Raw genomic sequence first — 13,892 nt, 5'->3', positions numbered from 1 at the left:
ATGGAATAGGTCATTAAAAGATAATCCTTATACTCATCATCCAATTCTCCAAGTGCCGTGTCCATTTTGCTGCCCAGGGAAGAGGCAATGGATGACTCGTAGTTTTTATAGTCCTTCCAGAAACTCTTCTCTCTGTCATCTGCATCATCTGCACTTAAATGAGACAAACTGATGACATTATTATCAATCAACGCATAGTAATATTCTTTGATTGGAATCATAATATCACTGCCTGTATTTGTCGTGGTATCTGACATATAAGTCAGCAGGATACCCGCAATTCGCTCCTCCAACATATCATAGGCTTTTTTCTGAAGATCTGCATCGATGGACAGGTAAACGTCCTCACCCGGAATAGGATCTTCCTTTTTTGCTACTTCCAGAACACTTCCCAGACTGTTGACATACAATTTCTGAGAACCTTTCGTCCCCTTCAGCTTGGATTCAAAATAGGATTCCACACCGGTCTTGCCAATCTGATCATTAAGCGAATAGCTGTCATTTCCCTCCTCTTTATACTGAGCCAGTTCATCTTCGGAAATCGATCCGATATACCCTGTAATGTTAGAAAAATATTTGCTGTCCTCATAAACACGTGTATAACTCTGTTCCACCGATACACCCGGCAGATCCTCAGCATTTTCTTTGACTGCAGCCACCAGCTGATCATTGACATCATTAGCCACTGTGATAGACAGATATTTCTCATAACGTTTCATCCAGAGATCAAAGCGGACAGAAAGAATCTTCAATGCCTCTTCCTTTGAATAGGATTCGTCCAGATTGAACAGTTTCTTTCCTCTCATATACGCATAAACATCCTCAGCGGTCGCATTCGTCTGTTCATCCGTCAGTTTCTCTGAACTATAAACGTCCTTTTTGAATCTCAGAACGGTATTCTCACCTGCATTAAAACTCAACGTTCCTGAAGCGTCCATTTCAAGTGGAATATCATAATTCAATGTGTTGCCTGTTGATTCAATAAAACCGATCAGCTTGGCAATCATCGTATTTCTCGTCTGATTATCTGTCAGCAATGTGCTGTCCTCTATCGTGATAGCATTCGACAACTTGTTGTACGCCAGCGGCACCCCGTTGCAATCATAAATGGTGCCTCTCGGGCTCTCTATTTCTGTGTCCTTCTGAATACGATAAGTAAACGTATTCAGATAATCTTCGCCATTGATGATCTGAAGCTGAAACAGACGGTGAATAAGAACAGCCAACAGTATCGTATAAACAACGCCCAGGATAAATGTTCGTGTTTTAATAAAACTCAATATATCTTCCAGCAGATTTTTAAACAATGAGATTCTCACTTCCTTTTTTCTCTAAGTGCTCTGTTATCAGTAATATAATTCGATAAAGGAAAACAGCGATAATCACTGTATAAACAGCTTCCGGCAGGATAATTCTCCGCAAATAAAACAATACATTCAATCTGCCTCTGATCATAAAACCGAAAACATACATATAAAATCCATAAAACAGATCTGCTGCTGCAATCATCAGTACGGGAAATGTCAAATCCTCTTTGTAAAAAAGGCGATTACCAATACCTGTCAAATAGCCGCACAGCATATAACCAAAGGCGTACATGCCGATATACGGTCCAAACATCAAATCAAGCAACAATCCGCAGCAAAATCCAACAAGACATCCCTCAAGACTGCCATTGATAATGGCAATCGATGCTGTCAATATAATCAGAAGATTCGGCACAACATCTGCCAGACTAAGATGTACAAAAAATGAACACTGCAATAAAAGAAAAAGAAGAATCAGACCGCCATAGGCCAATATCTTTTTCATTATTCACCCTCCTCGCTGCTGTCCGTCGAATCCGCCGTATCACTTTGTGTCTCGGATGTACTCTGCGTATCCGATGCAACGGTTTCTGATGCACTTCCTGTTTCTTTCATATCCTCTTTCAGCTGTTTAATAACAAGGACATTGGACAAATGCTGGAAATCCACCGTCGGTGTCAGTTTGGCACTGAGCGTCAGCTCTGTATCATTCTCTGTCACATCACTGATGTAACCGATCAGAAGTCCCGGGAGATATTTATCACTGATATAGGAAGTGACCACCTCATCACCCTTGACAACCGTTGAACCCTTTGTGATCAATTCGACATCCAGCAATCCGCTGTCCATCAATGTCAGATCACCATTGACGATACAGATATCCCGGTTCTTGCTGATCATACCGCTGACATTGCTGGCATCGTCAATGATACTTCTGACAACTGCCGAATTGGCATTGACCTGTGTAACAATTCCCACAAGGCCATTGCCTGCGACAACATTCATATCTTTCTTAATACCGTCAATGCTTCCCTTATTGATCGTGAAAGTATCATACCAGTTGCCTGCATCTTTACCAATGATCCTTGCACCTGTCATATCATAAGAGGGATACTTCTCAGACAGCGCCAGAAGATCCAGCAGATCCTCATAATCGGACAGATTATTCTCCATAGCTGTCAGCTTTGCCTGAAGCTTATCTACTTCATTATTCAGCTCCTCATTTTCATTCTGGAGCTGCGTCGTCTTATGTTTTCTCTGGACAATACCTGCTGTAAAATTACCAAAGCTATTGATGCCCTCCTGCATAGGCGCCATCAGCGAATTGACGATCGTACCGGCTGCAGGTATCGAGAAACCACGAAACAGGCTTAAACCAATACCGGCAATACACAAAAGACTTAAGGCCGCAAGTACATACTTCGGGTTTATTTTATTTTTTTTGTTGTTCTTCATATTCATTCCTCTATTCAAAAGCTGCATCTCTCAATGAGAATGTCAGATCCTTATAATCGGATGCATGATCCATGATCACCCCAAGCCCTCTGACAGTACTTTCAAGGGGCTTCGGTGCAAAAACAACCTTCACACGGAGGGATGCATTAAACAGTCTGTCCAATTCAGGAATTAATGTCGTTCCGCCTGTAAAATAAATGCCGTTCTCAATGATATCTCCGGACAATTCCGGTGGAATTGTCTCCATAATGTTGCGGATTGTCCGCACAACCTGAAACAGATAGTTCTTCATGGAATCAAAAACAAGATGATCTGAAACTTCTGCTTTAGACGGAAGTCCTGTAATCACATCTCTTCCAAATACGGTTTTGCTGCGTCCCTGTCCTGGAATTGCATGTCCCAATTCCAGTTTCAGATACTCGGCGGTCTTATCCCCGATCACCAGATGATGCCGCTCCTTCACAAGCTGACAAATGGATGCGTTAATGGTGTTGCCGCCCACTTTCAGCAGCTTGCTGACCACAATGCCGCCCATGGTGATGACCGTGATCTCTGTTGTACCGGCACCCATATCCACAATCATCATGCCCTTTTTGCTCTTGACATCTACATTCTCCCCAAGAGCTGCCGCCAATGGTTTTTCTACAACAAAAATATTATGCGTATTATAAGCGGAGTGCGCAATAAGATCGAAATAGGCCCGTTTCTCCACCTCCGTCACATCTGACGGTACCGCAAGATAAAAGCTGTTATTTCTCATGAAGCCCGTTGTACATCCGCACTTTTTCAAAAGTGTCTCTGCCACTTTGTTCATATTGTTAATATCTGCGATCACACCGTCTCTGACCGGATTCGAGATCACAATGGATGCCGGCGTCCGCTCATACATTTCAAATGCATCATTCCCAATTGCCGCTACTTCTTTCTTTCGCTGTATGGCAATCATATTCTTTTCATATACGACAAGTCCATGTCCGCCCTGAAAAATCCTGATATTCATTGTTCCAAGGTCGAGACCGTATTTTCTTCCCGCCAATGGTGTTTCCCCTTTCCTAATGGTTCCAGCTTCCGCACAGACTTGTAAAATGTCCGCTGCCGATAATAATATGATCAATCAGCCGGATACCTATCAATTCGCCCGCTGATCTCACCTTTTCTGTTGCAGCCAGATCTTCTCTGCTGGGTGTATCATCACCGCTGGGGTGATTATGTACCAGTACAATGCTGACTGCACCGGCTTTCAATGCCTGTATAAATATCTCTCTCGGAGCAATTAAAGAAGCATTGACCGTGCCCTTGGTAAGAAGGCACTCACTGATCATATGCTGTTTGGTATCCAGCATCATCACATGCACTTCCTCATGTCCCAGGCGGCACATATAAGCCATATAATAATCCGCAATTGACTGCGGTGTTGTGAAAGCATAACTCTCACTGAACTGAATGCGGCTCATCCTTCTGGACAACTCGCAAACAGCGGCCAACTGAACGGCTTTGACCCGTCCAATGCCGCGTATCTTCTGAAAATCTGCAAGTTCAATCCCCATGATCCCCTCAAGGCCCGGACAGGATGGATTCAAATTCAGTAGTTGTACAGCCAGATCCATCACCTTGTCCCCTCTGGTTCCTGTCTTGAGTATAATAGCAAGAAGCTCCGCATCGGAAAGCGTCCCTGCTCCGTTTTTCTCACACTTTTCATAAGGCCTTTCCGTAACCGGTAACTCCTTCATTGTCAGATGTTTTTTGATTTTCTTCATACTGCTGCTCCTTTCAATTCAGGCAATCGGAGCTTCACAGTTCATTTCATTTTATCACAAAAGGATTCTCATGTATACACAGTTTACTGTAAATCCTTTCTGACAAAAATCTTACAAAGGCAGATGCACTAATCCAGCCTCTTTCATTTTCTGAAGTGACATCATAATACCGAATTTACCATGGTGCCATGTCAGACCGCCCTGGAAATAAACCGCATACGGTGGCTTGATAGGTCCATCCGCACTCAGCTCGATGGATGAGCCTGAGATAAAGGCCCCGGCCGCCATAATAACATCGCAGTCATACCCCGGCATGGCCCATGGCTCCGGTGTCACATAGCTATCCACCGGTGCAGCAGCCTGAATGCCTTTACAGAACGCGATCACGCCTTCTGCCGTTCCCGGTACAACAGCCTGAATAATATCATGTCTGGATTCTGTGCTGTTTGGAACCACTTTAAATCCGAGACTTTCGTAAATATTCGCTGCAAAAATAGCGGATTTCAAAGCTGAAGCCGTTACCTGAGGTGCCAGGAAAAGTCCCTGATACAGTGCCCGGTTCACGCCCAGATTCGCACCTAACTCTTTTCCAAGCCCCGGTGCTGTCAATCTGTACGCAGCTCTTTCCACACAATCTTTGCGTCCGACAATATAGCCGCCACTTGGCGCAAGGCCACCGCCTGGATTTTTGATCAGAGAGCCGACACACATATCCGCCCCCACATCCGATGGTTCAATCGTCTCTACAAATTCTCCGTAACAATTATCAACCATACAGATCACATCCGGTTTGATCTTCTTAACAAAGCTGATCAGTTCACCAATCTGCTGTACAGAGAACGTCGGACGCGGCAGATACCCTTTTGATCGCTGGATCGTTACCAGTTTTGTTTTCTCATTGATGGCTTTTTCAATGGCCGGATAATCAAAAGAACCATCCTCCAGAAGTTCTACCTGACGGTAAGTCACTCCGTATTCTGCCAGAGAACCCACTTCCGGGCGGATACCAATGACGCCTTCCAGCGTATCATATGGTTTGCCCACAGGTGATAAAAGTTCATCCCCCGGTCTGAGATTGCCGGATAAAGCAACCGTTAATGCATGGGTACCACAGGTAATGTGCGGGCGCACAAGGGCATCCTCTGTATGAAAAATATCTGCATATACTTTCTCAAGGGTATCTCGTCCGTCATCATCATACCCATAACCTGTTGTGCCTGCAAAATGTCTTTCACTGACTCTGTTCTTCTGCATAGCATGAATAGCCTTCAGCTGATTGTATTCAGCAACCTGATCAATTGCCTCAAAACGTTCTTTTAATGATTTCTCAATCTTACTGCAATAATCATACACATCTTCATCCAGATGCAGATGTTCATACAGTCCTTTTAATTCATATTCTATCTTATCGTTTGTCATTGTTTTCTCCTTAATATAATAACGCATCTTCGGAACCTGTTTACAGATCCTGATGCTGTCTTTCCTATTATATGATACAAGATCCGTCTATTATGCCTTTTTGGCGAAGGATATGTATCATATCTGTCAGTATAGCCTCTTTCCCGTCATATTGTGACTGATCTATCCACAGCACTTCCCGTTCTCTCTTAAACCAGGTCAGCTGCCTTTTGGCAAAATGTCTCGTATCCCGTTTTAATATATAAACGGCTTCCTCAAGGGTTATCTCCCCATCAAGATAAGCTAATATCTCCTTATATCCCAATCCCTGCATAGAGACAAGACTTCTATCGTATCCATGTTCTTTTAAGCTCCGAACTTCTTCGACAAGGCCTTCCTCCATCATTTGATCCACTCTCTTGTCAATCCGATCATACAGGATCTCCCTTGGCCGGTTCAAAACAAAATAGGCAAAGTTATAGGGTGATTCTTTCTGCGCTTCCTGCTCATTATGTTCGGAAATCTTCTGACCTGTCTGGTGGAAATACTCCAGCGCCCGAATGACTCTCTTTGTATTATGACCATGAATCTTCTCTGCTGATTCCGGATCCACTTTCTTCAGCATCTCATAAAGTTTTTCCGGACCGTCCTCCTTAGCTGCCATCTCTTCCAACTGCGTGCGATAACCGTCATCTTCATTCTCTTTGAAATCAATATCATTCAGAATCGCCTGAATATAAAAGCCTGTGCCGCCGACAATTATCGGAACATGGCCATTGGCTCTGATCCTGGCCATGGCCTCCCTGGCCATCTGCTGAAAAATAACAACATTAAAAGATGCATCTGGTTCCAGCACATCCACAAGGTAATGGGGTATTCCCTCCATCTCCTCCGGACGGATCTTGGCTGTGCCGATATCCATCTGCCGGTAAACCTGCATAGAATCCGCAGAAATAATCTCACCGCCAATTGCTTTGGCAAGTCCAATGGAAAGTGCTGTCTTCCCGGAAGCTGTCGGTCCGGTCAGTACAATGAGTGGCTGTTTCATGTTTCATTCTCCCATTCTATGATTGAATTCGTTTAAATTTCTTCTCCAGTTCGTACTTTGAAAGTGAAATAATCGTCGGCCGGCCATGGGGACATGTATACGGGTTCTTTGCCTGCAAAAGTTGTTCGATCAGGGTATCCGCCTCTTTGAAAGACAGCTTATTATTACCTTTAACCGCCGCCTTGCAGGCCATCGTTGCAATATGATCCGTAATAGCACTTCCATCCAATCTGCGGCTCTCCTCCGTCACACTGTCTAAAACTTCAATAAAAATATCTCTGGCATTCATACCAAAGAGCTGCAGTGGCACACCGCGCACTGCATACTCTCTGCCGCCAAATAATTCTATTTCAAATCCAAGTTCCGCAAAATAATCTGCATACTGCTTATAAATATTCTCTTCCTGCATAGACAATGTCAGTATAACCGGCGGTGACAACATCTGCTTTTGAAGTGCTTTCTGTGAAAAAGCTTTCATCAACTTCTCATATAGTACCTTCTCATGGGCCGCATGCTGATCAATAATAAAAAGCTTGCCATCATATTCTACCATCCAGTAGGTATCAAAAACCTGTCCGATCAAACGATGCCGTGCTCTTGCTTTCTCATCCAGAAGCCTTTCATCCTCACCAAAAAGCTGCATCTGTTCTCCAACAATCGGCATATGCGGCTTCGGTGCTTTCTCTGCTGCTTCAGACAGCGTCACTTCTGTTTTCTTCTGTTCTTCCGTAGTTTCAGACATCACTGCCCTATTATTTTCATCCTGCAATTTCGAAGTACTTTGTGTCATCATCTCTTTATGATGATATGCCGTCGGTGTTTCCCGCACAAATGCACTTCCTGATTGTCCTGTCGGTGCAGTATATGGTTTGCTGTCAGCACCCTGATTCGGATAAGATGCCGCCGAATAGCCACTGCCTGCTGCCACCGATGATTTAGCTGAAAAACCTGTTGGTACAGAATGTCCCGACTTTGAATATGCCGATGATGACTGCTCCGGTTTCTTCTGTCCGGCACCCATAGCAGCCAATCGCTGCAGCTCAAAAGGTTCCGGACCAGATTCCTTTTCTTTTTCTTTCCCGTTCGCCTTTTTCTGGTCTTCCAGAGAAATGGCCGGTATCAGCTCCCGGTGTTCCAGCACTGCACGGATAATATCATAAATTTCCTGATATACAGCCTCATTCTGATTAAACCGCAATTCCATTTTTCTCGGATGCACATTGACATCGATCAGTGCCGGATCAACTTCAATATGAAAGACCGTAAAAGGATATTTGTGAATCATGACAAATGTCTTATAAGCATCCTCTATCGCCTTTGTAATAATATTGCTCTTGATATAACGGCCGTTAATAAAATAATTCTCCCAGGAACGATTACCCCTGGATAAAATCGGCTTGCCGATAAATCCTGTCACATGACAGAGTTTACCCTGAACATCCACTTCCAGTAGCTGTCCTGTCACATCCCGTCCGTAAATCTGATAAATGATATCTCTCAAATTGCCGTTGCCGGAGGTATGAAGCCGATTCTGATTATTGTTAATAAACTTAAAGGATACATCTGGATGGGACAATGCCAGTCGTCCTGCCAGATCATTAATATAGGCCGCCTCCGTGGCTGCCGTCTTTAAAAACTTTCTCCTGGCCGGTGTATTATAGAACAGATTTCTCACAATGATCGTGGTGCCGTCCGGGCATCCGATATCATCACAGCTCTTTTCTTCACCACCGTCAATACAGTAACGAACCCCCAATAATTCCCGGTGTACCTTTGTGATCAGCTCAATCTGAGAAACGGAGGCAATACTTGACAAAGCCTCTCCTCTGAACCCCAGTGATCCCACTGTCATCAGATCCATAGCCGTTTCGATCTTACTTGTGGCATGTCTGACAAACGCCGTCTTGATATCATCTCTGTCAATACCGCCGCCATTATCCGTCACACGCATCATGGCAATGCCGCCCTCTTTAATCTCAATCGTAATTGCCGATGCTTTCGCATCAATAGCATTCTCCACAAGTTCTTTAATCACCGAGGACGGTCTCTCCACAACCTCTCCGGCTGCAATCTTGTTGATAGTATCACTGTCCAGTAAATGAATAGACTTCATCCTGCTGCCCCCTCTCCTGTTTATTTTATCCCAAATGAATAGTATATCAGTATTTTGTGACCATTTGATGGCTAATTTGTCTCTTTTAACCTTTTCTGAAGTTCATATAATGTATTCAGTGCCTGAATCGGTGTCATGTTGGACACATCCAGTCCTGCCAGTTCCTTCAGAACCGGGTGGTCTGCCGGGTAAATATCAAAAAGGCTCATCTGTTTTTCAGCAGGGACTGCCTCTCTGACCACTTCTTTTTTCTTAGCAGAAGTTCTCACCTGCAGATTTTTCGCCTTGTCAGTAACATCTGTTTCTTCCAGCCAGCTGGAAATCTCTTTTGCTCTGTCAATGACAGAATCAGGTACCCCTGCCAGACGGGCTACCTGAATACCATAACTCTTATCTGCACCGCCGCGGATAATCTTTCTCAGGAAAATGATATCATCCCCCTGCTCTCTGACGGCAATACAGTAATTGTTCACGCTGTCAAGCTTTCCTTCCAGTTCTGTCAGTTCATGATAATGGGTAGCAAACAATGTCTTTGCCCCCAGAAGCTTTGGATTGCTGATATGTTCTACTACCGCCCAGGCAATACTTAAACCATCAAATGTACTGGTACCTCTTCCGATTTCATCCAGGATCAGCAGACTTCGGCTGGTGGCATTGCGAAGAATATTGGCAACTTCCGTCATCTCCACCATAAAAGTACTCTGTCCACTGGCCAGATCATCTGATGCACCGACACGGGTGAAAATTCTATCCACAATGCCGATATTGGCTGATTTTGCCGGTACAAAGCTTCCGATCTGAGCCATGAGCACGATCAGCGCCGACTGGCGCATATAGGTAGACTTACCAGCCATATTCGGACCGGTAATAATAGATATACGATGGTTCTTGTTGTCCAAATAAGTATCGTTGTCGATAAACATCTGATTGTTGTTCATCTTCTCTACTACCGGATGGCGGCCGCCCTGAATATCAATAACGCCCTTTGTGTTAATAGACGGGCGCACGTAATCATTGCTCTGAGCCACACAGGCCAGAGAAGCCAATACATCCAAATGCGCGATTGCCTTAGCTGTCTCCTGAATACGAACGACCTGCTCACCGATACTGTCCCTGACTTCACAATAGAGATCATACTCAAGGGCAGCAAGCTTATCCTCTGCACCAAGGATCATATCTTCCAGCTCTTTTAATTCCGGCGTAATATAACGCTCTGCATTGGCCAGTGTCTGTTTGCGAGTCCAGTCCTCCGGCACCAGCTCCTTATAGGAATTGGTAACTTCCAGATAATAGCCGAAAACTTTGTTATAGCGCACACGCAGATTCTTGATGCCGGTTTTCTCCTTCTCACGAGCCTCCAGCTCCGCCAGCCAGGTTTTGCCTTCTGTTCTTGAGAGACGGAACTTATCCACGTCTTCATTATAACCCTCTTTGATCATGCCACCCTCACGAATCATAATCGGTGGCTCATCCTGAATAGATTTTTCAATCAGATCATAAATATCCTCCAGACAATCCATTCTTTCATCAATTTCTTTCAATTCTGCGCTTTTTGCCTGAGAAAGCAGCTGTTTGACAGGAGGAATCATTCCGAGAGATGTCTTAAAAGCAATCAGATCCCGGGGATTCGCCGTTCTGTAACTGATGCGAGTCACCAGACGTTCCAGATCGTATACTGCATTCAGATATTCCCGTATCTCCTCTCTGGTAATCATATCATTATATAATTCTTCCACCGCATCCTGCCTTGCGGTAATCTTCTTCTTCTCAATCAGTGGCTGCTCAATCCAGTTTCGCATCAGACGGGCACCCATGGCCGTCTTTGTCTTATCCAGCACCCACAGCAATGAGCCCTTTTTTTGCTTTTCCCTCAAGGTCTCAATCAATTCAAGATTCCTGTTAGTGGCACTGTCAATGATCATATATCCACCTGAGCGGTACGGTGTAATCTTGGTCAGATTGTCAAGAGTATTCTTCTGTGTCTCATAAAGATATAATAGCAATGCGCCCACAGCCAATGTCCCAGATGGAAAATCTGTCAAGCCAAGACCGTCAAGGCTGGCCACCTTAAAATGCTCTTTGATCTTCTGAACACTCACCGCCTCATCCATATACCACGTATCCAGTGTGGATACAGAAACATGCAGACGGTCTTTGAAATCATCCAGACTGGCCCCACTCATATAGAAAGAATCGTTGCAGATAATTTCTGATGGTGAAAAACGATGGATTTCATCATAAAGTTCCTTCAGTGTTGCCACTTCCGTTGTATAAAAATCGCCGGTTGAAATATCCGTGATTGCCAATCCGAACTGATTATCGTCATATACAAGACACATCAGATAGTTATTGCGGCCCTCATCCAGGGCCTGCTGGCTCAGATTCGTTCCCGGTGTGACAATCCGGATCACTTCACGCTTCACAATGCCTTTCGCCTGCTTCGGATCCTCCGCCTGCTCACAGATTGCAACCTTGTAGCCCTTTGCAACCAATTTGTTCAAATAAACATCCACGGCATGATAAGGGACACCACACATTGGTGCCCGCTCTTCCTGACCGCAGTTTTTGCCTGTCAGTGTTATCTCAAGTTCTCTGGATGCAGTCAGGGCATCATCATAAAACATTTCATAAAAATCGCCCAGACGATAAAAAAGGATGCAGTCTTTATACTGCTCCTTGATCGCCATGTATTGCTGCATCATCGGTGTCAATGCTGCCATATATTTCTCCTCCGAGTTTCTTCATCGGTCAATTCGTCTTTTTTTGCATTCTACATTTTAGCATATATCGAATTTAATCACAAGCACCGATTATCACTCTTCTAAAAGCAAATTTCTCGCTTTCTGATACTTTTCCAGCCTTTTCAGGTCTTTATCCGTCACAATAGCCAGTCTCCCGATATCGCTGTTATGTGCCAGATCTGCCAGCTTCACCTTTCTGGCAATCGAATTTCCTTTAAGTGCCGCAATGTAATCCATATAGGGTACAGATTTTTCATGGGTCAACAGCCGCAAGGCTTCTATCGTGTCCGCTGAAAAGCCTTCCTTTTTCAAATCTTCTATTGTACAGTCTGAATCCTCTGCCACATCATGCAGCAGCGCTGTGCAGATTTCATCCTCTGTCTTCATCTGTTCTGCCAGATGAAAAGGATGATAGACATAAGGCATACCGCTTTTATCCTTTTGATTTTTATGTGTCTCAAAGCAAATCATCATGGCTTTTTTTGTCAATGACGTATATTTTATTCCCATACTTTTAATTTCTTTCTCTATCTGTAAATTTTTCAAGACTCCCTTGCATCCCCTGGCGCGGCATCCAGTCTGCTTCGCAGACTATAAACACATTCAACACATTCCACATCCCAATTCCTGTGCAAAGTTTATACTCCCATTATAATACACCTAATACTGAATTTCCACACTCCTATTAACATTTATGTGCTTAATGTTTATAATGAATATATGCAAACAGCACACTAGTAGAAAGGATGAAGAACAAACTTGAAGATTCTTATTTCAAATACTTCTGACAGCCCTTTGTACCAGCAAATCAAAGACCAGATTAAAGACGCTATTTTAAAGGAAGAATTAGTGGAGGGTGATGCACTTCCTTCTATCCGTGCATTTGCCAATGACCTGAAAGTCAGCGTTTTGACCATTCGCCGGGTTTACGAGGAACTGGAACAGGAAGGGTTTATTACAAGTCAGGTCGGCATCGGCACCTTTGTATCTGCCGGCAATCTTGAATTATTGCGGGATTCCAAACGGCGTCTTGTAGAGCAGAAAATGCTCGATATGATACAAACTGCGAAATCACTGAAAATTACTAAAGAAGAACTGAATGCCATGATGGATATTCTTTACGAGGAGGATTAACAATGAAAGATATTTTGAGAGTAAAGAATTTAAACAAATCGTATAAAAATTTTTCACTGACAGACGTCTCATTTTCTTTATCGGAGGGCTGCATCACCGGTTTTATCGGAATTAACGGTGCCGGAAAGACTACTACCCTGCGCACAATTCTTGATCTGGCGAAAAAGGATTCCGGCAATATTCAGTTTTTTGGCCTTGATATGGATAAAAATGAACAACAGATTAAAAATCGCATCGGCGTCGTATTGGATGACGGCTGTTTTTATGAAGAAATCATTCGGCTTACATAAAAAATTGCCCGATTCAATATATCATATTCATTCGGTTCATTTTTTTGAGCTTCAATGTTGATAATAAGCGGTCTATAAACTTCAAAAAAGGATTCCCTATGCATCTGTTCAGCACAGGTGCTTCCAACACGGCCGGTACTTAGGCACTGTCCTTTAGTGTCTTATGTACCGCTGCCAGTGTTGGGCAACGCGAGTGTGCCTGTGCTGAACAGATCACAGGGAATCCTTTTATCGATAATCTAAAACCGCACTTTACTAACTACTTAGCGAGAATGCTCCGTCTCTTTTTTAGACGTTGAACAGCAGTTCTGCATATGTTGGGAATGGCCAAGCTTTCTCATCAACCAGTGTTTCCAGTTTATCAGCCGGTTCACGTACTTCTGCAAACTGAGCGAATACATCGTCTCTGTATGCAATAGCCTGAGCCTTAGGATCTTCAATCTTAACAGAAGCATCTGTTGCTGCTTCCAGTTTAACAACAGATGCATCCAGTTTGGACAGCTCTGTTGTAATCTCTTTCAGAACCTTTTCCTGTACAGAAGCATCTGCGCCAACAGCCTTAACAGCTGCAACAGATTTTGCAACAGTTGTTGTATATTCCATAACAGCAGGAATAATTTCTTTCTTAACCATATCGATCATGGTTCTT

12 protein-coding genes and 1 pseudogene are annotated in these 13,892 nt (G+C 43.8%); 2 read left to right on the top strand and 11 right to left on the bottom strand.

What is annotated here, in order from left to right; genetic code table 11:
- The 10 genes from WMO25_RS06705 to WMO25_RS06660 form a co-directional block, all read right to left on the bottom strand.
- Nucleotides 1–1,280: penicillin-binding protein 2 (locus WMO25_RS06705; RefSeq protein WP_494337435.1), on the bottom strand; the 1,280-nt coding region annotated here is incomplete at its 3' end.
- A gap of 19 nt (nt 1,281–1,299) precedes the next feature.
- Nucleotides 1,300–1,812, bottom strand: a complete 513-nt coding sequence (gene mreD / locus WMO25_RS06700; RefSeq protein WP_015514118.1) for a rod shape-determining protein MreD — start codon at nt 1,810–1,812, stop codon at nt 1,300–1,302.
- Complete coding sequence (gene mreC, locus WMO25_RS06695) at nt 1,812–2,762, bottom strand: rod shape-determining protein MreC (protein ID WP_349084692.1); 951 nt, start codon at nt 2,760–2,762, stop codon at nt 1,812–1,814. The genes mreD and mreC overlap by 1 nt, the downstream gene beginning before the upstream one ends.
- Nucleotides 2,763–2,772: 10 nt before the next feature.
- Nucleotides 2,773–3,798, bottom strand: a complete 1,026-nt coding sequence (locus WMO25_RS06690; RefSeq protein ID WP_349084691.1) for a rod shape-determining protein — start codon at nt 3,796–3,798, stop codon at nt 2,773–2,775.
- A 16-nt stretch (nt 3,799–3,814) separates the two neighbouring features.
- The gene (gene radC / locus WMO25_RS06685; RefSeq protein WP_349084690.1) at nt 3,815–4,519 is read right to left on the bottom strand and encodes a RadC family protein; all 705 of its coding nucleotides are present in this window, start codon (nt 4,517–4,519) and stop codon (nt 3,815–3,817) included.
- Nucleotides 4,520–4,630: 111 nt separating this feature from the next.
- Complete coding sequence (locus tag WMO25_RS06680; protein WP_349084689.1) at nt 4,631–5,938, bottom strand: methionine gamma-lyase family protein; 1,308 nt, start codon at nt 5,936–5,938, stop codon at nt 4,631–4,633.
- Between the two features lie 67 nt (nt 5,939–6,005).
- Entirely contained in the window at nt 6,006–6,965 is a 960-nt protein-coding gene (miaA, locus tag WMO25_RS06675; protein ID WP_117526780.1) for a tRNA (adenosine(37)-N6)-dimethylallyltransferase MiaA, read from the bottom strand.
- Between the two features lie 16 nt (nt 6,966–6,981).
- The gene (gene mutL / locus WMO25_RS06670; RefSeq protein WP_349084687.1) at nt 6,982–9,078 is read right to left on the bottom strand and encodes a DNA mismatch repair endonuclease MutL; all 2,097 of its coding nucleotides are present in this window, start codon (nt 9,076–9,078) and stop codon (nt 6,982–6,984) included.
- A gap of 71 nt (nt 9,079–9,149) precedes the next feature.
- Nucleotides 9,150–11,798, bottom strand: coding sequence for a DNA mismatch repair protein MutS (gene mutS / locus WMO25_RS06665; protein ID WP_349084686.1), 2,649 nt, complete (start codon nt 11,796–11,798; stop codon nt 9,150–9,152).
- A 93-nt stretch (nt 11,799–11,891) separates the two neighbouring features.
- Nucleotides 11,892–12,329 (bottom strand): GTP pyrophosphokinase, encoded by a 438-nt coding sequence (locus WMO25_RS06660; RefSeq protein ID WP_349084685.1) that lies wholly within the window; start codon nt 12,327–12,329, stop codon nt 11,892–11,894.
- Between the two features lie 285 nt (nt 12,330–12,614).
- Between WMO25_RS06660 and WMO25_RS06655 the strand changes: the two genes are divergently transcribed.
- Both WMO25_RS06655 and WMO25_RS06650 read left to right on the top strand, forming a co-directional pair.
- Nucleotides 12,615–12,953: a GntR family transcriptional regulator gene (locus WMO25_RS06655; protein WP_349084684.1), complete on the top strand. Its 339-nt coding sequence runs from the start codon at nt 12,615–12,617 to the stop codon at nt 12,951–12,953.
- Between the two features lie 2 nt (nt 12,954–12,955).
- Nucleotides 12,956–13,243, top strand: a complete 288-nt coding sequence (locus WMO25_RS06650) for an ATP-binding cassette domain-containing protein (protein ID WP_349084682.1) — start codon at nt 12,956–12,958, stop codon at nt 13,241–13,243.
- 288 nt (nt 13,244–13,531) lie between these two features.
- Here WMO25_RS06650 and WMO25_RS06645 read toward each other — a convergent pair.
- Nucleotides 13,532–13,892: pseudogene (locus WMO25_RS06645) on the bottom strand (glutamine synthetase type III); the annotation flags it as partial.

This window comes from Coprococcus intestinihominis (assembly GCF_040096555.1).
Classification (GTDB): domain Bacteria; phylum Bacillota; class Clostridia; order Lachnospirales; family Lachnospiraceae; genus Coprococcus_A; species Coprococcus_A intestinihominis.
Note: the sequence above shows the minus strand (reverse complement) of the source record. Positions and strands in the feature narration are given on the sequence as shown.

Bases quoted from the DNA above. Each gene is read 5' to 3' on its own strand.
- mreD (WP_015514118.1), bottom strand. From the start codon at position 1,812: ATGAAAAAGATATTGGCCTATGGCGGTCTGATTCTTCTTTTTCTTTTA.
- mreC (WP_349084692.1), bottom strand. From the start codon at position 2,762: ATGAAGAACAACAAAAAAAATAAAATAAACCCGAAGTATGTACTTGCG.
- radC (WP_349084690.1), bottom strand. From the start codon at position 4,519: ATGAAGAAAATCAAAAAACATCTGACAATGAAGGAGTTACCGGTTACG.
- WMO25_RS06680 (WP_349084689.1), bottom strand. From the start codon at position 5,938: ATGACAAACGATAAGATAGAATATGAATTAAAAGGACTGTATGAACAT.
- miaA (WP_117526780.1), bottom strand. From the start codon at position 6,965: ATGAAACAGCCACTCATTGTACTGACCGGACCGACAGCTTCCGGGAAG.
- mutL (WP_349084687.1), bottom strand. From the start codon at position 9,078: ATGAAGTCTATTCATTTACTGGACAGTGATACTATCAACAAGATTGCA.
- mutS (WP_349084686.1), bottom strand. From the start codon at position 11,798: ATGGCAGCATTGACACCGATGATGCAGCAATACATGGCGATCAAGGAG.
- WMO25_RS06660 (WP_349084685.1), bottom strand. From the start codon at position 12,329: ATGGGAATAAAATATACGTCATTGACAAAAAAAGCCATGATGATTTGC.
- WMO25_RS06650 (WP_349084682.1), top strand. From the start codon at position 12,956: ATGAAAGATATTTTGAGAGTAAAGAATTTAAACAAATCGTATAAAAAT.